The organism is Klebsiella sp. LTGPAF-6F, assembly GCF_001753185.1.
GTDB lineage: Bacteria > Pseudomonadota > Gammaproteobacteria > Enterobacterales > Enterobacteriaceae > Klebsiella > Klebsiella michiganensis.
The window spans coordinates 2,606,591-2,624,985 of sequence record NZ_CP017450.1 but is presented as its reverse complement, the minus strand read 5'-3'; the positions used below and the strand labels follow the sequence as shown (position 1 = coordinate 2,624,985).

The 18,395-nt window shown below is 56.4% G+C and carries 22 protein-coding genes; 15 read left to right on the top strand and 7 right to left on the bottom strand.

Annotated features, from left to right (window positions below; genetic code table 11):
- The first annotated feature begins 356 nt into the window (after positions 1–356).
- The 3 genes from dgcJ (at position 357) to BJF97_RS12320 (ending at position 2,997) form a co-directional block, all read left to right on the top strand.
- Positions 357–1,853: a diguanylate cyclase DgcJ gene (gene dgcJ / locus BJF97_RS12330; RefSeq protein ID WP_014228946.1), complete on the top strand. Its 1,497-nt coding sequence runs from the start codon at positions 357–359 to the stop codon at positions 1,851–1,853.
- A 33-nt stretch (positions 1,854–1,886) separates the two neighbouring features.
- On the top strand, positions 1,887–2,387 hold the full coding sequence (locus tag BJF97_RS12325) for a YbaK/prolyl-tRNA synthetase associated domain-containing protein (RefSeq protein ID WP_004850011.1): 501 nt from the start codon (positions 1,887–1,889) through the stop codon (positions 2,385–2,387).
- A gap of 163 nt (positions 2,388–2,550) precedes the next feature.
- Positions 2,551–2,997: a DUF441 domain-containing protein gene (locus BJF97_RS12320; RefSeq protein WP_004138309.1), complete on the top strand. Its 447-nt coding sequence runs from the start codon at positions 2,551–2,553 to the stop codon at positions 2,995–2,997.
- Here the strand turns inward: BJF97_RS12320 and BJF97_RS12315 are convergent.
- Positions 2,981–3,775, bottom strand: coding sequence for an AraC family transcriptional regulator (locus tag BJF97_RS12315; RefSeq protein WP_162097192.1), 795 nt, complete (start codon positions 3,773–3,775; stop codon positions 2,981–2,983). The two genes, BJF97_RS12320 and BJF97_RS12315, sit on opposite strands and share 17 nt — an antisense overlap.
- Before the next feature lie 97 nt (positions 3,776–3,872).
- On the opposite strand from BJF97_RS12315, the gene BJF97_RS12310 reads away from it, so the two are divergent.
- Positions 3,873–5,057, top strand: coding sequence for a CynX/NimT family MFS transporter (locus BJF97_RS12310; RefSeq protein ID WP_032692759.1), 1,185 nt, complete (start codon positions 3,873–3,875; stop codon positions 5,055–5,057).
- Positions 5,058–5,094: 37 nt separating this feature from the next.
- Here the strand turns inward: BJF97_RS12310 and BJF97_RS12305 are convergent, their stop codons facing one another.
- On the bottom strand, positions 5,095–5,787 hold the full coding sequence (locus BJF97_RS12305) for a CTP synthase C-terminal region-related (seleno)protein (RefSeq protein ID WP_014838173.1): 693 nt from the start codon (positions 5,785–5,787) through the stop codon (positions 5,095–5,097).
- Positions 5,788–5,949: 162 nt separating this feature from the next.
- Here BJF97_RS12305 and BJF97_RS12300 point away from each other — a divergent pair, with 162 nt between their 5' ends.
- Together BJF97_RS12300 and BJF97_RS12295 are read left to right on the top strand one after the other, a co-directional pair.
- Positions 5,950–6,459: a DUF523 domain-containing protein gene (locus tag BJF97_RS12300; protein WP_014228941.1), complete on the top strand. Its 510-nt coding sequence runs from the start codon at positions 5,950–5,952 to the stop codon at positions 6,457–6,459.
- On the top strand, positions 6,446–6,790 hold the full coding sequence (locus BJF97_RS12295) for a DUF488 domain-containing protein (protein ID WP_014228940.1): 345 nt from the start codon (positions 6,446–6,448) through the stop codon (positions 6,788–6,790). Before BJF97_RS12300 ends, BJF97_RS12295 begins: the two co-directional genes overlap by 14 nt.
- Here BJF97_RS12295 and BJF97_RS12290 read toward each other — a convergent pair.
- On the bottom strand, positions 6,785–7,024 hold the full coding sequence (locus BJF97_RS12290) for a putative hemolysin (protein ID WP_014228939.1): 240 nt from the start codon (positions 7,022–7,024) through the stop codon (positions 6,785–6,787). The two genes, BJF97_RS12295 and BJF97_RS12290, sit on opposite strands and share 6 nt — an antisense overlap.
- Positions 7,025–7,320: 296 nt before the next feature.
- Here BJF97_RS12290 and BJF97_RS12285 point away from each other — a divergent pair, with 296 nt between their 5' ends.
- The 4 genes from BJF97_RS12285 (at position 7,321) to BJF97_RS34135 (ending at position 8,833) form a co-directional block, all read left to right on the top strand.
- Complete coding sequence (locus tag BJF97_RS12285; RefSeq protein WP_014838172.1) at positions 7,321–8,334, top strand: sensor domain-containing diguanylate cyclase; 1,014 nt, start codon at positions 7,321–7,323, stop codon at positions 8,332–8,334.
- 57 nt (positions 8,335–8,391) lie between these two features.
- Positions 8,392–8,493, top strand: coding sequence for a YoaK family small membrane protein (locus BJF97_RS34145; RefSeq protein WP_004101234.1), 102 nt, complete (start codon positions 8,392–8,394; stop codon positions 8,491–8,493).
- Positions 8,493–8,567 (top strand): protein YoaJ, encoded by a 75-nt coding sequence (gene yoaJ / locus BJF97_RS35665; protein WP_100248259.1) that lies wholly within the window; start codon positions 8,493–8,495, stop codon positions 8,565–8,567. The genes BJF97_RS34145 and yoaJ overlap by 1 nt, the downstream gene beginning before the upstream one ends.
- A 140-nt stretch (positions 8,568–8,707) precedes the next feature.
- The gene (locus BJF97_RS34135; protein WP_086074258.1) at positions 8,708–8,833 is read left to right on the top strand and encodes a hypothetical protein; all 126 of its coding nucleotides are present in this window, start codon (positions 8,708–8,710) and stop codon (positions 8,831–8,833) included.
- 48 nt (positions 8,834–8,881) lie between these two features.
- Here BJF97_RS34135 and BJF97_RS12280 read toward each other — a convergent pair whose 3' ends face one another.
- The 4 genes from BJF97_RS12280 to BJF97_RS12265 form a co-directional block, all read right to left on the bottom strand.
- Positions 8,882–9,145, bottom strand: a complete 264-nt coding sequence (locus BJF97_RS12280; protein ID WP_004131510.1) for a DUF2534 family protein — start codon at positions 9,143–9,145, stop codon at positions 8,882–8,884.
- A 129-nt stretch (positions 9,146–9,274) separates the two neighbouring features.
- Complete coding sequence (gene leuE, locus BJF97_RS12275; RefSeq protein ID WP_014838171.1) at positions 9,275–9,913, bottom strand: leucine efflux protein LeuE; 639 nt, start codon at positions 9,911–9,913, stop codon at positions 9,275–9,277.
- 90 nt (positions 9,914–10,003) lie between these two features.
- Positions 10,004–10,918: a kdo(2)-lipid IV(A) palmitoleoyltransferase gene (lpxP, locus tag BJF97_RS12270; RefSeq protein ID WP_009653416.1), complete on the bottom strand. Its 915-nt coding sequence runs from the start codon at positions 10,916–10,918 to the stop codon at positions 10,004–10,006.
- 543 nt (positions 10,919–11,461) lie between these two features.
- On the bottom strand, positions 11,462–12,250 hold the full coding sequence (locus BJF97_RS12265) for a class I SAM-dependent methyltransferase (RefSeq protein ID WP_014228936.1): 789 nt from the start codon (positions 12,248–12,250) through the stop codon (positions 11,462–11,464).
- 259 nt (positions 12,251–12,509) lie between these two features.
- On the opposite strand from BJF97_RS12265, the gene fecI reads away from it, so the two are divergent.
- The 5 genes from fecI to fecC all read left to right on the top strand — a co-directional run bounded on the left by fecI (position 12,510) and on the right by fecC (position 18,366).
- On the top strand, positions 12,510–13,031 hold the full coding sequence (fecI, locus tag BJF97_RS12260) for a ferric citrate uptake sigma factor FecI (RefSeq protein WP_014228935.1): 522 nt from the start codon (positions 12,510–12,512) through the stop codon (positions 13,029–13,031).
- Positions 13,028–13,975 carry a ferric citrate uptake sigma factor regulator FecR gene (fecR, locus tag BJF97_RS12255; protein ID WP_014228934.1) on the top strand — a complete coding sequence of 316 codons (948 nt, stop codon included), beginning with the start codon at positions 13,028–13,030 and terminating at the stop codon, positions 13,973–13,975. The genes fecI and fecR overlap by 4 nt, the downstream gene beginning before the upstream one ends.
- A gap of 98 nt (positions 13,976–14,073) precedes the next feature.
- The gene (gene fecA, locus BJF97_RS12250; protein ID WP_032692760.1) at positions 14,074–16,410 is read left to right on the top strand and encodes a TonB-dependent Fe(3+) dicitrate receptor FecA; all 2,337 of its coding nucleotides are present in this window, start codon (positions 14,074–14,076) and stop codon (positions 16,408–16,410) included.
- Between the two features lie 58 nt (positions 16,411–16,468).
- A complete protein-coding gene (locus BJF97_RS12245) occupies positions 16,469–17,371 on the top strand; it encodes a Fe(3+) dicitrate ABC transporter substrate-binding protein FecB (protein WP_064388519.1) in 903 nt (300 codons plus the stop codon).
- Positions 17,368–18,366 carry an iron-dicitrate ABC transporter permease FecC gene (gene fecC, locus BJF97_RS12240; protein WP_014228931.1) on the top strand — a complete coding sequence of 333 codons (999 nt, stop codon included), beginning with the start codon at positions 17,368–17,370 and terminating at the stop codon, positions 18,364–18,366. The genes BJF97_RS12245 and fecC overlap by 4 nt, the downstream gene beginning before the upstream one ends.
- Positions 18,367–18,395 lie beyond the last annotated feature (29 nt).

Below are 18,395 nucleotides of genomic sequence, written 5' to 3'. Positions count from 1 at the left end.
CCTCATTGCCGCTTTCAATAGTACTGCCTGTAACCCTGCTAAGGACTGGTAAAAATAAGAAAAGTTCGCTTGATAATTAACATTATTTCATTTTTATCTGCACCAGGATAGCCATAGCAGCGTCATTGCAGCATATTTCATTGAGGATAAAATGAGTGAAAAATGGATTTTGCAGGATATTTACGACAGCAATATTCATTAGCGCCCTCATATTTAATAAACTATTTATTTCCATTGCCGCGCGATGCTGACCGAGTCCGGCACTGGATAAATAAACAGTCTGTCTGCCACCGAACGTGGCGTCCCTGCGCCGCACATGGTAGAATTGTCTTAATTGTGCTGGCGAAATTATCATCATGAAATTACAGAATAAATTACTCCGTCATTTCATTTCTGCGGGGGTGGTTGTCCTGACATCTTCATTTCTGGTGTATGAATTAGTCGCCAGCCATCGGGATATGTCGGAATACATGCGCTACATCGTCGAGAAGGGCGAATCCGCCTTTCTGTACGATAAATATCAAAATCAGCTGGTTATCTCCCAGGTCTCGCGAAAGCTGGATACGCATCCCGCGGCCGAAAAGGCCCGACAGGCCTGCGCTGGCGTGCAGACCAATGGCAACGTATACGGGCTCAATATCGCCGGGCATACCTTCCCCGGGCTTCACGGTACGCTCAGCACCACCCAGCCTTCGTGCGAGCCGTGGATTAACGATCTCCCGGCGCTGCAGGCTTTTGATGCCGCGATAGCCCAAAGCGATATTATCGCCGCGCTGAATTCGGCAACGTTCAAATCAGATAAACGCTTCCGCTATTACCTCGATTTAGACAATAAATACGCGTATTTCTATTCGCCGATTGAGATAGATAGCAGCCCCGTTGATAACTGGAACTTTCTTCACGACAGTAAACTGGGCATCACTCAGTTCAGTCTTAACGGTTTACTTCGCGGGCGTACGCTAATTTCCAGCATCTATGCTGACGCGCTAACCGGACAGAATATTTTGTCGTTCTTAACCCCGGTCTATTATCGGGATCGGCTGAAGGGTATTGTGATGGTGGACGTCACTCGTCACGATATTGAGAAGCTGCTCTATACCACCGACCGCCCCCTGGTCTGGCGCTATCTCGACATCACCTTAACGGACTCGGACTCAACGTCTGAAATCCGCGTTCACCGCAGCAAGACGCATTTTTTCAGCTACGCCCACCATAGCCAGCAGGTGGCGGAAAACCTGCACATTTCGCTGTCGCTGGATATGTCCTATTTTCTGCTGAGCTCCTGGAAGCTATTTTTGTTTTACCTGATATCTACCGGCGTTCTGCTGCACCTGGTACGCATGCACTTTCGCCTGTATACCGACGTTTTTAAAGAAAACATTAGTGATTCCTTAACCGGTCTGTACAACCGAAAAATTCTCTCCTCGCTGCTGGAATCGCGTATGCAAAAGCTCACCGAGCAAGGTGTAAATATCGTGTTTATGGCGCTGGACTGCGACCGGCTAAAATACCTTAATGACACCTGGGGGCACGATGAAGGCGACCGCGCCATCGTGCTGCTCGCCCAGTCCATTTCCGCCGCCATACGTAAAAGCGATTACGGTATCCGGCTGGGCGGCGATGAGTTCTTCCTGATACTGATCGATTATGAGGAACAGGAGGCGAAAAATATACCCGAGCGCATTCGCCAGCACCTGAAGGAAATTGACATTAACCAGCGCGTTAATTTTTCATGGGGGGCCTGCAGCATGGCGCCGGGGGACAGCCTGGCCGACGTCATGAAAATCGCGGATGCCCGGCTGTACGAAAATAAAAAGCAAAAAAAACACGCTTACCCGGGGCGAGAGGATTAATCTTGAGGTTTTATTTTTAAGGAAAAAAACGACATGAACGCGCCAGTAAAAGTGAGTATTCATCAGCAGCTGTTGGCGCTGCTTAACCGCGACCACGCCCGTTACCGGGTCGTGGAACATGAAGCCGTCGGAAAGTGTGAAGCCGTGTCGAAGATCCGCGGCACCGCGCTGGGTCAGGGAGCGAAAGCGCTGGTATGTAAAATTAAAGGACATGGGGTTAATCAGCACGTTCTGGCTATCCTTGCCGCCGATCTGCAGGCGGATTTAGCCCGTCTGGCCGAATACGTCGGCGGCAGCAAAGCCTCTCTGGCCAGTCCGGCGGAAGTTGACGCCCTGACCGCCTGCGTCTTTGGCGCCATTCCCCCTTTCAGCTTCCACCCCTCTTTACGCCTGGTCGCCGACCCGCTGCTGTTTGAGCGCTTCCCGGAAATCGCCTTCAACGCCGGGCAGCTTGATAAGTCCATCATCCTTGATACCGCCGACTATCTGCGTATTGCCCGTCCGGAACTGATCGCGTTTCATCGCGAAGCCTGATTGTTCCCTCTCCTGCGCCAGGGCGCGGATTGTGCCGCGGGTGAAAATCGATCGTGCAGATGCCTCAAATCGCGAGTCTGCGATAAAAAACCTGTTTACTTACGCGATTATGCGTAGAGTAAACGGGCTGTTCTTTTTTATATTCTGGCAAGGACCTCTGCACATGCTCGACACCACCCTGTTAATACTGCTGGGCCTGGCGGCGCTCGGCTTTATTAGCCATAACACCACCGTAGCTATTTCAATCCTGGTATTAATTATCGTCCGCGTCACCCCGCTCAACGCCTTCTTTCCGTGGATTGAAAAGCAAGGGCTGACCATCGGTATTATTATTCTCACCATCGGCGTGATGGCGCCCATTGCCAGCGGCACGCTACCGCCCTCTACGCTGCTGCACTCCTTCGTGAACTGGAAATCGTTGCTGGCGATTGCCGTGGGGGTTTTTGTTTCCTGGCTCGGCGGGCGCGGCGTGGCGCTGATGGGCTCGCAGCCGCAGCTGGTAGCCGGACTGCTGGTCGGCACCGTGCTCGGCGTCGCCCTCTTCCGCGGCGTCCCGGTCGGCCCGCTGATCGCCGCCGGGATCATTTCGCTGTTTATTGGGAAGTCGTAGCCAGGCTGGCAAGATAGCGCCCCGGGGTTTGCCCGAGGCCCTTTTTAAACATGGTAATAAAGGCGGTGGTCGAGTCATAGCCCAGGCTCTGCGCCGTCTGCTGTACCGTCTGCCCGCGGATCAGCATCTGCAGGGAGAGGATCAGCTGCAGCTGATGTCGCCAGCGGCGAAAGCTTAAGCCCGTCTCACGCACCACCAGCCGCGCCAGATTGCGTTCGCTCATGGCAAACTCCGCCGCCCACTGCGCCAGCGTTTGCCAGCGGGCCGGGTCGACGGCCATCATGTCCACCATCTGACGAATTTTTGGATGCCCGGAGACCGGGAGCTGCAGGTGCTCCTGCGGCTGCTGCGGGAGTTCATCGAACAGCACCTGCACCAGGCGGTTCATTGCCGGTTTAGCGAGTTCGGCCCTGCCGCGCTCGGCCATAACGAGGATAAGCTCGCGCACCAGCGGCGAAATCTTTAGCGTGCAGCAGAAATCCGGCATCGGCGCCGCGTGGGGTTCAATAAATAAAAAGCAGACCTGCGCCTCCGGCGTCGCGCGATTGCTGTGCGGCACCTGTCCCGGTACCCACACCGCGTACTGCGGAGGCACCATCCACATCGCGTTCTCCACTTCGCAGGTCAGCGCACCGTGCAGCGCCAGGATGAGCTGACCTTTACGGTGCTGATGGCGCGGAATGTACTGCTCGTCCGCGACCACCTGAATACGAAAAGCCGCCGCCGCTTCGTGGCCGCTGTCCGGGTCGTAGCCGTCCAGGCCGAGTCCGATCATGATATTGTCCGATTTTAGCGATAATCTGTCATTTTAGCTTGATTTAAACAGGCGGCAAACAGGCTATGGTAAGCGCCACGTATTCTTGTTTGAGATAGCCATGAATTCTGTTTCACCTTCTGCCGGCCGCCGTAATCTGCTATTGATTGCCGGTATTCTGCTTATCGCCACCACCTTGCGGGTCACCTTTACCGGCGCCGCGCCGCTGCTTGATGCCATTCGCAGCGAATATGGCCTTACCACCGCGCAAACCGGTCTGTTAACCACCCTGCCGCTGCTGGCCTTTGGCCTGGTCTCGCCGCTGGCGGCAGGTGTCGCCCGCCGATTCGGCATTGAACGTAGCCTGCTGCTGGCGATGATCCTGATTTGCCTCGGCGTGGGTCTGCGCTCCCTGCCCTTCGTCTCGCTGCTGTTTATCGGAACCGCGATTATCGGCTGCGGCATCGCCCTGGGCAACGTTCTGCTGCCCGGACTGATCAAACGTGACTTCTCGCAGCACGTCGCCAAAATGACCGGCGCTTACTCTCTCACCATGGGGGGCGCGGCGGCGCTGGGTTCGGCAATGGTCGTTCCGCTGGCGCTCGCCGGACTGGGCTGGCGCGGCGCGCTGTTGATGCTGATGGCATTTCCGCTGCTGGCGCTGTTTATCTGGCTACCGCAGGCGCGCAGGCAAGTCACCGCGCCGCTGACGGGGTCGGGCGCCATCCACAACCGCGGGATCTGGCGCTCGGCGCTGGCCTGGCAGGTGACGCTGTTTCTCGGGATTAACTCGCTGGTCTACTACGTCATCATCGGCTGGCTGCCCGCCATTTTGCAAAGCATAGGCTACAGCGAAGCGCAGGCGGGCTCCCTGCACGGGCTGCTCCAGTTGGCCACCGCGGCGCCGGGGCTGGCGATCCCGTTAATACTGCATCGGCTGAAAGATCAGCGCGGCATTGCGGTGCTGGTCGCCCTGATGTGCGCAGTCAGCGCGCTCGGTTTATGGTTTTTACCCGCTCAGGCGGTGCTGTGGACGCTTATCTTTGGCTTCGGTTCCGGCGCGACCATGATTCTGGGATTGACCTTTATCGGGCTGCGCGCCAGCTCGGCGCACCAGGCCGCCGCGCTGTCGGGAATGGCGCAGGCGGTGGGCTATCTGCTGGCTGCCTGCGGACCGCCGGTGATGGGAAAAATTCATGATGCCAACGGCGACTGGCATATCCCGCTGATCGCCGTGGCGCTGATTTCCGTTGCGATGGCGGTATTTGGCGCGCTGGCCGGCCGCGATCGGGAGATCAACGGCTAGCGATATCGACGCCCGGCAACCGCCGCCGGGCGTTCGCTCACTGACTTGCCGCGCGTAAAAACGCGTGAACCAGCGGCGCAGGTCTGCCTTCCAGCGCATTGCGCTCGTGCTGAAATAGCGTGGCGACAAAGAACGGATGCGTCACCAGTTCTACCGCCCGAATCTCACCGTCATCATCCCAGCCCGTAACCCGCAGGTCGCCCTGCTCCAGCTCGCGGGCAAAATCGGCGGCAATCCCGTAGCTGCAGTGGTAACCCTCTTCAATACTGTCGCGGCCATAGGCTCGAGAGATCAGCGTATTGGCCCGCAGTTCAATGTTGTCCGACTTTTCTACCAGCGAGCAGCTAAGCGGCGCGATAACCATCCGGCCTTCGGTATCGGTTTCCGCATGTGCGGCATCCCGCCAGCCCATAACGTTGCGCGCGTATTCGATAATCGCGTGCTGGAATCCTCCGCAGGTGCCAAGGAACGGAATGCTGTTTTCCCGCGCGTGGCGTATAGCGATAAACGCGCCTTCGGCGTTTTTATAGGGGCTGGCGGGAACCACCCAGATAGCATCGTAATCAGCGAGATCGTCAGCGGACTTTATTTCGCTGGTAGCCAGCCAGTCATAACGCAGCGGCAGCTCCAGTACGGCGGCGGCATCATCAATCGCCAGGGGAATCGCTTTATGGGCAACTACATCAGGGTTGTAATCACCAACCAGGGCAATACGCAGGAGGGAGTTCATAGCAGGATCCTTATGTCAGAGCGAATATCAGGCAACACAAGGAGCCTCAGGTTAGCGATCTCAACGGCAGAACACAATCCTTATTTTGTCTGCTTCTGAACGCGGGTAATTTAGTCTGACTGGCGCTATGGTATAGGGCAGACAAATCGCTATGGATGCATGATGAAGGACAAAATTTTGGTTAGCGCCTGCCTGATGGGCTTTCAGGTTCGCTATAACGGTAGCCACAAAGCCCGGCTGGCTAACGCGCTGTCTCGCTGGCAGAGCGAGGGGCGGCTGGTCACCCACTGCCCGGAGCTGGCTGCCGGATTGCCCATCCCCAGGCTACCGGCGGAAATCCTTGGCGCGCAGGGAGCGGATGTCATGCAAAACCGTGCGAAAATTGTTGAAAGTGACGGCCAGGACGTCACTGCGCGCTATCAGCTGGCCGCCTGGCTGGCGCTAAAAGCAGCGCAGGAGGAAGGCTGTACCGCAGCATTGCTCACCGACGGCAGCCCAACCTGCGGCAGTCAGTTTATCTATGATGGTACCTTTAACGGACAGCGCAAACCCGGTGCCGGCGTTGCCGCCGCCCTGCTTCGCGAATACGGGATAACGGTATTTTCCGAGCAGCAGTTGCCGCAGCTGCTTGCCTGGATGGAACAGAGGGAGAGTGACGATGATTCAATGTAAACGGGTTTATGACCCGCAGGAAGCGAGCGACGGCTACCGGATACTGGTAGACCGCCTGTGGCCGCGCGGAATAAAAAAAGAGGCGCTGAATTACGATGAGTGGTGCAAAATCCTGGCGCCATCGACTGATTTGCGTAAGGCTTTTCACGGCGAGACGCTTGATTTTGCCCACTTTAGCCAGCGCTATCGCCAGGAGCTGGAAGCCCACCGCGATGAAGGCGAGCGCCTGGCCGCGCTTGCCAGGCAGCAGCCGCTGACGCTGCTCTACGCGGCGAAAAACACCCGGCAAAACCATGCCCAGGTGCTGGCTGACTGGCTGAAAGCGCTATGACTTAGCCGGATGATCGCGGCGCCAGAGCGCCCATTCATCTAACGTTTCACCACTGGGTAACTTGCACTCGGTGCGCACGCCCTGCGGGCTTTGAACAGGAACCTGTTTCCCTCCCAGCTGCTGGCAGTATACCGAAGCCGGGTTAGCCATCCCTATCGGGTGTGCTTGCTGCGTCGGCTGACTCTGCGCGCATCCGGCAAGCGCCAGAGGCAGCATGACTATCATCCCCTTCATTTCCCCTCCTTAATCGTTTAAAACGGTCTTTCACCCTGAATCTCCACGGTTTCTCCATTTTAGCTGCACTTTTGCATCGTAGAGTAGCCCTGTTCTCGAATTGACCAGAGAACAGATCATTCCATAATCAATGAGTTTTCCCCGTCGCCCCCGACGGGGCTTTTTTTCCCGCCGCGGATGCAGGTATTCTCCCCCCAGATGTGTTAAATTTTGTGTATCTCTGTTAATTCTGCGCTGATTGTTTTTTAGCATCATTTGCTGGTAGTGACGATTAGCATTCGGGAGCCGTATTTCTCATGTCCGATTTTATTCTCGCTCGCGTGTCGCAAACGCTCGCTAATGAACACTCCCTCGAAACCCTGGTGCGACAGCTGCTTGAGATGCTGGAGCTGGTTACCCGAATGGAATCTACCTACCTGACTCGTATCGACTTCGACGCGCAGCGCCAGCATATTATGTACGCGCACAACAGCAGCGAAATGCAGATCCCCGAAGGGTTCTCCGTCCCGTGGAACGACTCGCTGTGCAAACGCGCGCTGGACGACCGCTGCATTTTTAGCAACGATGTTGCCGAGCGCTGGCGTTCGTGTCTCGCCGCCCAGGATTTGGGGATCGCCACCTTTTTCAGCATTCCCGTGCGCCTGACCGACGGCTCATTATTCGGCACGCTGTGCGCCACCAGCCGGGCAAGACAGCCCTATAACATTGAGGGTGAGCAGGTGATGAATCTGTTTGCCAACCTCATCTCCCATTACGTTGAGAAAGAGACGCTGGTACAGCAGCTTCGGGCGGCTAACGTCGCGCTGGAGATGCATTCGTATACCGACGAGCTTACGGGTTTGCCGAATCGCCGCTCGCTGTTTAAGCATCTTGCCGCGCAGTTTTCGCAGGCCCGGGAACAGCAGCTCAGCGTGCTGCTGATTTTTATCGATCTCGATGATTTCAAAGCAATCAACGATCGATTCGGCCACCCGTGCGGCGACAGCTTTTTGATTCAGATCGGAGAACGCCTGGCCGCCCGCGTGCGCAGCGGCGATATTGTAGGTCGTCTCGGCGGCGATGAGTTTTTAATTGTCGGTACGGGTCCCGATTCAGCCGACCAGCAGGAGTATATCGCCGCGTTACGTCAAGCGCTGGCGGGGATCTATTTCCTTGGCGAACACCGGATTAACTACCCCGGCGCCAGTTTTGGGGTGATTGAAGCCGACCCCTGGCAGATCGACGTTGAACTGGCGCTGCGCGCCGCCGATGAGGCGATGTATCAGGATAAGCAGTCTCGCCGTCAGGGGCGTTTTTTTCATATTGACTAATCTACGGTGAAATCCCGTATCATAGTCGACACGACTCGCACTTACAGGGGCTCAATAATGAGACTGGGTATTCTATTTCCGGTGGCTATTTTTATCGTCGCCGTGGTTTTTCTGGGCTGGTTTTTTGTCGGCGGCTATGCGGCACCAGGCGGAGCGTAATGAAAAAAAGCACCATAATTATGCTTATTGTCGCCATCGTCGCCGTGGCGGGTACGCAATTGGGCTGGTGGTAATTCCAGGATTATTCGCGCGTCTTTCCGGCAAGGATTGCAGAATTATCTCATCTACTCAATAAGTTAAAAGCATACACTCACCTCATCAGCCGATGGCGCATGCCCGTTTTTGCGCACGGATTTAACTGGAGAAGTGAGAAATGAAAAAACCGATCGTGTTGCCGTTGATTCTCGCGCTTTGCACGCTGTTATCGGGATGTATTGTCGACCCAGGCTATCACCATCAACACCGCCACCATCATCATGACGACAGAGACTGGCGATAGCCGTGGAAACATAATAAGGCGAACTTCGGTTCGCCTTATTGCATGAAATTAGTCCCGGCGGTCGGAACCTAAAAAGAGGAAACCCAGCGGGATGGAAAACAGCAGCGTAAACACAATGCTGTAAACCGTGACCATCGCCCCCTGCAGGAAGAACATTGACGTCGTCCATTCTGAATACGGCATATTGTATTCACTCACCACGCCGCCAAAGGTGGCGCGCCCAACCACGATAAGCGCGATGGCAAAGATCGCCGCGATCGACAAAAAGAACTTCTTGCTGTTTTTATTGCTGGTGAGTTTCTGCAGAATCATCCGGGTTCCCTTTTTTCTGAGCGATAATCGGCTGTATATGTAACACCAATGCAATCAAAATTGAAGGGATTTTGTTACGAGGCAGTGACAGTCACGATAGGGCCGGTCCCGCGTACCGGCCCCCAACGATTACGACTGGAGCGTCGCCAGACGGGCGGCAAAACCGACAAACACAAGGCCTATCAGACTGTTGCCGATTTTCGCCAGCTTCTTTTTCGTCTTCACGTAACGCGTGACGAAAGAGCCGGAGAGGATCAAAAAGCTCATATAGATGAAGCTGATTATCTCCAGGGTCAGCGCCAGAATAAAGAACGCCAGCCCGGGCGTTTTGGCGCCGACGTCAATAAACTGCACGAAGAATGAGACATAAAAAAGAATCGCTTTTGGATTCGTCAGGCTAAGGGTCAGCGAACGTTTGAGAATCGCGCTGCCCGGCTCGGAATCAGCAGACGAATGACCATCACGCTGGGTTAACACCGCGTAGAGCATCTTGCCGCCCATCCACAGCAGATAAATCGCCCCCAGGTAACGCACGATATTGAACAGCACCGGCGTAGTCTTGATGAGCGTCGCGACGCCGGCAAAAGCCAGAAACATCAGCACCGCATCGCCAATAAACACGCCTGCCGCCGCCAGATACCCTTTCTTAACGCCGTGGGCGATGCCGGTCTTGAGGACAAAAAAGGTATTCGGGCCGGGAACCAGGATGATAAAGATAGCGCCGACCAGATAGGTCAGGTAATTCAATACACCAAACTCAGCGAACACAACGCACTCCTTCGCTTACAACAAAAAATATGATCCCGCGCACGTTAACGCAACCGGGACCATTTTGAAAGCGCCGCGAGTGCGGAGAGCTTAATAGAGCGAAGTTTCGCCAAGCGGACGGGTTTTAAAGCGGCGGTGAACCCACAGGTATTGCTCCGGCGCGCGCAGGATCTCTTTCTCTATAACCTTGTTGATATAGCTTGCCGCATCCTGTTTATCTTCGCCAGGATAGTCGCTCATGACGTCGCTGATGTGCAGGCTATAACCTCTGCGGTCCGCTTTACGCACCATGCTGATGGTGAGCATTTTCGCGCCCGACAAACGAGAGAGTACGTAGGTACCGTTGGTCGTTGCTGCCTGCTGTACCGAGAAGAACGGAGCAAATACGCTCCCCTTCGGGCCGTAGTCCTGATCCGGCGCAAACCACACCGCTTCACCCGACTTTAAGGCATGTACCAGACCGGATAAATTACGACGGTCAATCATCGCCTTGTTCGAGCGCAAACGACCTCGCGTCTGCACCCACTCCATTAACGGGCTATTGTGCGGACGGTAGGTCGCCATCATCGGACGACACAGCCCCATCGTACGGCCACCCAGTTCAAGCGACATAAAGTGGACGCCAACGACCATCACGCCTTTTTGCTCGCTCAGGGCATTATTGAGATTGACCATGCCTTCCACGTCAAACCATTTCTTAACGCGCTCATCGCTCCAGAACCATGCCATCCCCGTTTCAATCAGACCCATCCCTAGCGACATGAAGTTCTGTTCGATAAGCTTTTCGCGCGCCGCGGGCGACATGGTGGGAAAGCAAAGTTCGAGATTGCGTCTGGCGATATGCTCACGGCGTTTCAGGAAGCGCCGGGATGCGCGACCGGCGCTGGTACCGATAAGATGCAAGACGGGATAAGGAAGCTGGACGATGAGCCAGAGCACGCTCAGGCCAAACCAGGTCCCCCAATTACGGGGATGAAGAAGTTTTTTATTAAAAGCGCAAGACATGTTTTTTCCTGTAAACATTAGAACATGAGGTAACGCTTAAGGAAAAAACGAGTCCCTTCATCTGTCATTAGGCGGTACGTGTAGCAGTTCAGACAATAATAATCCTGGTAAATTCACTCCGGCAAGTAAAAAAAGAGGCCAACAGAAAAAAACACAATACCAGCACACCTGTAACAAAATGTAAATAAAAAAGTGAATAATAAACCTCAAATATCCACCACAAGAATGATTAACGCGCTAATCATTCAACATAAAGTATGCGTCTTTTCCAACCAGAACGTCGCTGTGGTAACCCGCAGGCCGCAGCTGAAGCCGCGTCGAGGTACGACTGCATCCAGATGAGATCGGGATAGCCTCTGCTTTCTGTTATCCTTTTCACAACGTTTGCGGACAGGCTATTCCTTTATCTTCCATAAGCCTCACTGACATAAAATAGAAATATTAAAAATGAGTGTCAGCGAAATGACTAAAATAAGAATCAGCTTATTTTACTTTCCTGACAATAATTAATATTTATCGACAATTATCCATATCGCCGGTGGGCTATTTCAGACTTTTTACCTCCGTTGCTTTAACAGAACAGCAGGCAATAAAGTTCAAATGCCTTTTATGACGTTGAAAAAAACGCAACATAGATAAAAATCTCGGACGATTCTCGCGCTTCAACAAGCCATTGCCGACAATTTTTAGCGCCTGTTTAAAACCTTCATCTTTCATCAACCCTCGCGGCGACATCAGCGACATCGGTCCATGATGAATGCTTACGGCATCAAAGCCGGTCCGTTGGAAAAGCGTCTGCCAGGCGGCGGCGCTCAGCGGGCTGACGTGGGATTTCACCACCCCCTGCAGCTGCCGCCGGGTGTCCTCTCCCAGCGCATCCTGCGTATACATGATATCGTGCGTCAGCAAACGACCGCCGGGCTTAAGAACGCGAAAATATTCCGCCACCAGTTTCTCTTTGGCTTTATCCGCATACATGGTGAGCATCGCTTCATTTATCACCATATCAAACGTTGCATCGGCAAATGGCAGCCGAGCGGCATTCGCCTCCATCACTATCACCCGATGATCCACACCTTCGCGAACGATATTTTGCCGGGCTTTCGCCAGCGCGTCTTTATCCATATCGATGGCGTAAACGCTGCAGTGAAAACGCTGCGCCAGCTCAATAGAGGTTGTCCCCATATTACAGGCTACCTCCAGAACTTTACTGTCGGCGGTAAAACCCGCCTGCTGAAATAGCCACTCTGTGGCTTCAATGCCGCCGGGGCGTAAGCGGGTTTTCCCCAGGCTTGCCAAAAACGTATGTCCGGCTTTTTCGCTTGCGTTCATTTGTCTCTCCTCACTCCCTATAAGATGCATTATAAATACAACATTAAGGTTAAGGAGGGAATAATGATAATGAATTTTATTTTCATTAAGAAGAAAGGGAAAGAAATGATGCAATGAGGGGAAAAATCTATTCAATATTTAACAATAACTTATCGTTACTATGGGTCTGTATGGCCCTTATCCCTGTCGCGCTTTATTGAAATGATAACCATTCTCATATTAACATATACCGTATTGATCAACTCTCCTGAACCTGGCTATGTCACCTTCTTCCGCCATCGCCTCTCCGCTGACGCTTGCCTCGCTCTATAGCGACCATCATGGCTGGCTGAAAAAATGGCTTACCCATAAGCTGCAATCCGCATATGACGCCGACGACGTAGCGCAGGACACCTTTGTCCGAATTATGGCCGGCGAGTCGCTGTTGACGATTCGCGATCCAAAATCTTTTCTCTGCACGATTGCCAAACGGGTGATGATCGACCTGTTCCGCCGCAACGCCCTGGAGCGCGCCTGGCTCGACATGCTCTCTCAGCTACCGCCAGAGCTCTCTCCCTCACCGGAGCTACGGCAGAGCCAGCTCGAACTGTTACAGCAGATTGATGCCATGCTGGACGGGCTTAACACAAAAGCCCGGGAAGCGTTTTTGCTCTCGCAGCTTGAAGGGCTGACCTACGCCGATATCGCCAGTCGCCTGGCGGTTTCCGTCAGTTCGGTTAAGAAATATATCGCGAAAGCCACCGAGCACTGCCTGCTGTTCCGTCTGGAGAATGGCCTGTGAAACCGACGCTAAGCGAATCCCGTCGTCAGGCGCTGCGTTCCGCCTCGCACTGGTACGCGGTCCTCAGCGATGGGCGCGTCAGTCCGCAGCAGGAGGCCCGCTGGCAGCAGTGGTATGAGCAAAACAACGAAAATCAGTGGGCGTGGCAGCAGGTAGAAAACCTGCGTCAGCAGATGGGGCAACTGCCGGGCGGGCTGGCCAGCCGTGCTCTTCACGATAGCCGTCTGGCGCGTCGCCACGTGCTGAAAGGGCTGATGCTTTTGCTGGCGGCCGGAGGCAGCTGGCGGCTCTGGGAGTCCGAGCTGGCGGAGGGCCTCCGCGCCGACTACCGGACGGCGAAAGGGATACCGCGCCCGCAGCGGCTTGCCGACGGTTCGCTGCTGACGCTGAATAGCGAAAGTGCCGCCGACGTCCGTTTTGACGCGCGGCAGCGCATGGTTCATTTACGCTACGGCGAAATCGCCATCAGGACCGCTCACGACAGCCGGCAGCGGCCTTTCCGGGTCCAAACGCGGGAAGGCACTCTCACCGCGCTCGGGACCGAATTCACCGTCCGTCAGTTTGCCGGCGGCACCCGGCTGGCGGTACAGCAGCATGCCGTAGAAGTGGTTTTACCGTCCGGCAGCGCCCAACGCGTTAACGCCGGGGAAAGCCTGTGGTTTACCCGCGATCGCTTCGCCGCCCTGGTTAAGCTCAACGGCGACGAGGATAGCTGGATCCGGGGCGTGCTGACCTTCCGCGACGCCCCGCTGAGCGAAGTGGTCGAAACCCTCGCCCGCTATCGCTCCGGGGTGCTGCGCTGCGATCCCGCCGTGGCCGATTTACGCCTGAGCGGCACCTTTCCGCTGGGCGATCCTGATGCCATTCTGCAGGTTATCGCGCAAACGCTGCCGATTACATTGCGGTCTGTCACCCGCTACTGGGTCACGCTCGTTCCGGCCTGAGAAAAAAAATCGAAAAAATTCTCATTCTCTATTGTCCCTTTTCCCCTGCTCGTTCGACTTATCTGATGAATATAACCAAAAACGATGGTGGAGAAGAGATGACGCCTTTACGCGTTTTACGCAAACCGATGCCTCTGGTGATGGCAATCCGTTTAAGCCTGCTGCCGCTAGCGGGGCTGGCTGCCGCGCCGGTATTCGCCGCCGCGCAGTATGATATTGCCGCCGGGGAGTTAGACCACGCCCTGAACCAATATGCCGCCCGCAGCGGTATCACGCTTTCCGCCGACGCCAGCCTGACGCGCGGCAAGCATAGCCCGGGCCTGCACGGCAGCTTTGAAACCGAAGAGGGTTTACGCAGGCTGCTGAACGGCAGCGGATTACGGCTCAAGCCGCTGGGCAAGAACGTCTGGACCCTGCAGCTGGATCCCGCGCCCGTCATTGCAGAATCCACCCTCACCGTCGTCGGGGACTGGCTTGGCGACGCGCGCGAAAATGATGTCTTTGAGCACGCCGGCGCCCGCGACGTGATCCGTCGGGAGGATTTCGCCAAAACCGGCGCCGCCACGATGCGCGAAGTGCTGAACCGGATCCCTGGCGTCAACGCGCCGGAAAATACCGGCACCGGCAGTCACGACCTGGCGATGAACTTCGGTATTCGTGGCCTCAACCCGCGGCTTGCCAGCCGTTCCACGGTGCTGATGGACGGTATCCCGGTTCCCTTTGCCCCCTACGGCCAGCCGCAGCTTTCGCTGGCGCCGGTCTCGCTCGGCAATATGGACGCCATCGATGTCGTGCGCGGCGGCGGCGCGGTGCGCTACGGGCCGCAGAGCGTCGGCGGCGTGGTGAACTTCGTCACCCGCGCCATCCCCGAGGATTTTGGCATTCAGGGCGGCATTGAAGGGCAGCTCAGCCCCACCTCTTCGCAAAACAACCCGAAAGAGACGCATAACCTCGCGATCGGCGGCACGGCGGACAACGGTTTCGGATCCGCCCTGCTTTACTCCGGCACCCGGGGCAGCGACTGGCGCGAACACAGCGCCACGCGGATTGATGATGTGATGCTGAAAAGCAAATACGCGCCCAACGAAGTCCATACCTTTAACAGCCTGCTGCAATACTATGACGGCGAAGCCGATATGCCCGGCGGCCTCTCCCGCGCCGACTACAACGCCGACCGCTGGCAGTCCACGCGTCCTTATGACCGCTTTTGGGGGCGCCGCCAGCTCGCCAGCCTCGGCTACCAGTACCAGCCGGATGCGCAGCATAAATTTAATATTCAGGGGTTCTATACCCATACCCTGCGCAGCGGCTACCTGGAACAGGGTAAGCGCATTACCCTCTCCCCGCGCGAATATTGGGTCCGCGGCATCGAGCCGCGCTACAGCCAAAGCTTTATGATCGGCCCATCCGCCCACGAAGTCGGCGTCGGCTATCGCTACGTCAACGAATCGACCCACGAGATGCGTTACTACACCGCGACCACCAGCGGCGAGCTGCCCAGCACCGCCAGCCCGTACGATCGCGATACCCGTTCCGGCACCGAAGCCCACGCCTGGTATATCGACGATCGCGTGGATATCGGCAACTGGACGATTACGCCAGGTATGCGCTTTGAGCACATTGAGTCTTATCAGGACAATAATCTGCTGGGCACCCGCGAACGGGTCAGCTATAACGCCCCGCTCCCGGCGCTGAATGTTCTTTATCACCTCACCGACAGCTGGAATCTTTATGCCAACACAGAAGGCTCATTCGGCACCGTACAGTACAGCCAGATTGGCAAGGCTGTGCAAAGCGGCAATGTGGAACCGGAAAAAGCGCGAACCTGGGAAGTCGGCACCCGCTACGACGACGGCGCGCTGACCGCAGAGATGGGGCTGTTCCTGATTAACTTCAACAATCAGTACGATTCCAACCAGACCAATGACACGGTCACCGCCCGGGGTAAAACGCGTCATAGCGGCCTGGAAGCGCAAACCCGTTACGCCCTCGGCGAGCTTTCACCCGCGCTTGATAATCTCTCTGTCTACGCCAGCTATGCGTACGTCAATGCTGAAATCCGCGAGAAAGGCGACACCTACGGTAACCAGGTTCCCTTCTCGCCGAAGCACAAAGGCACCTTTGGCGTCGATTACAAGCCCGGCAGCTGGACGTTTAACCTCAACGGCGACTTCCAGTCGAGCCAGTTTGCCGATAACGCCAATACCGTTGCCGAAAGCGCCGATGGCAGCACCGGCCGCATTCCCGGCTATATGCTGTGGGGCGCTCGCGTGGCCTATGACTTTGGCCCGCAGATGGCCAATCTCAACCTCGCGCTGGGGGTGAAAAACATCTTCGACCATGCGTATTACACCCGCTCGTACGACGATAACAACAAAGGGCTTTACGCCGGTCAGCCGCGCACGCTGTACCTGCAAGGATCAATGAAGTTCTGATGATAGAGCGTTGCCGGACAGCGCTATTCGCGCCCTGTCCGGCAAGCTGGAGTGAATAATGTTTAGCCTTGTTCGTCTGTGTATTTTCAGCCTGCTGTTTCTGGCGGGCCCGCTCTTTGCCGCCACCGTACAGGATGAGCGCGGTCGCTTTACGCTTGATAAAACGCCGCAGCGCATCGTCGTGCTTGAACTCTCCTTTGTCGACGCGCTGGCGGCGGTTGACGTTAGCCCGACAGGCGTGGCCGATGACAACGATCCGTCGCGTATTCTGGCGGACGTACGCGCACGTCTGAAGCCCTGGCAGTCGGTGGGCACCCGCGCCCAGCCTTCACTGGAGGCCATCAGCGCGCTGCATCCCGATCTGATCGTCGCCGATAGCAGTCGCCATGCCGGAATTTACGCCGCCCTGAGGCAGATTGCCCCGGTGCTGCTGTTGAAATCGCGCAATGAAACCTGGGAGGAGAACCTGCAGTCAGCGGCGATTATCGGCAAAGTAGTGGGTAAGGATAAGGAGATGCAGCAGCGTCTGGCGCTGCATCGGCAAAAAATGGCGGCGTTTTCCCGACAGCTGCCGGCTGGCGCCAGCGTGCTGTTTGGCACCTCCCGCGAACAGCAGTTTAATCTTCACTCAACGCAAACTTATACCGGCAGCGTGCTGACGGCGCTTGGCCTGAAAGTTCCGCCGCCGATCGGCGGCGCGCCGATGGCGGCGATAAATTTCGAACAGCTGCTGGCCGTGAATCCGCAATGGCTGCTGGTCGCTCATTACCGTAGTGAAAGTATCGTGAAAAAATGGCAGCAGGACCCCCTGTGGCCAATGCTGCAGGCCGAGCAGAAAGGGCAGGTCGCCGCCGTCGACAGCAACAGCTGGGCGCGGATGCGCGGGATCTTCGCCGCCGAGCGTATTGCCAGCGATATGGTTAAAATTGTCCACCACCGGGCGGTTGATATCACGCCATGAAACCGTTCCGTCGCGCGTTTTTTATCTGGGGATGGCCGCTGCTGGCCCTCAGCGGCCTGTTCTGGCTGAGCCTGTTCTGCTATTCGCCCATCCCGATTTCGCCGCTCAACGCCCTTCACGCCCTGCTGGCGCCTGAGTCTCCTTCGCTTGCGGAGGCGCTGGTGCTTAATCTGCGCCTGCCCCGCAGCCTGGTGGCGGTAATGCTCGGCGCCTCGCTGGCAATGTCGGGGGCGTTATTACAAACGCTTACCCATAACCCGCTGGCATCGCCTTCACTGCTCGGCATTAATAGCGGCGCGGCGCTGGCGATGGCGCTGACCAGCGCATTCAGTCCGGCACCGCTGGCGGGCTTTTCGCTGGCGCTGATTGCCGCCTGCGGCGGCGGAATAAGCTGGCTGCTGGTGATGAGCGCCGGCGGCGGCTGGCGTCAACAGCAGGATCGCCAACGGTTGATCCTCGCCGGTATTGCTCTCTCGGCGCTATGCATGGCGTTGACCAGAATGACCCTGCTGCTGGCGGAAGATCGCGCCTGGGGCATTCTTACCTGGCTTGCGGGCGGCGTTTCCCACGTGCGCTGGGCCGAGTTCTGGCAGCTTTTCCCTTTTGTCGCGCTGATTACCCCCGGCGTATTCCTGCTGGCCAACGCGCTTAATCTGCTTAACGTCAGCGATACCGCCGCCCATTCGCTGGGGGTGAATTTGCCGCGCCTGCGCCTGCTTATCAACGCGGCCGTGTTGCTGCTTACCGGCGCCAGCGTCAGCGTCGCCGGACCGATTGCCTTTGTTGGCCTGCTGGTCCCGCATCTGGCGCGTTTTTGGGCGGGTCACGATCATCGTACTTTTTTGCCGGTCAGCGCCCTGCTGGGCGCCCTGTTTATGCTGCTGGCGGATATGCTCGCCAGAGCGTTGGCCTGGCCGGGTGAACTGCCCGCGGGCGCGGTGCTGGCGCTGGCGGGCGGGCCCTGTTTTGTCTGGCTGGTCAGGAGACGCGGGTGAAACAACGCATCGTGTTTTTATGGCTCGCG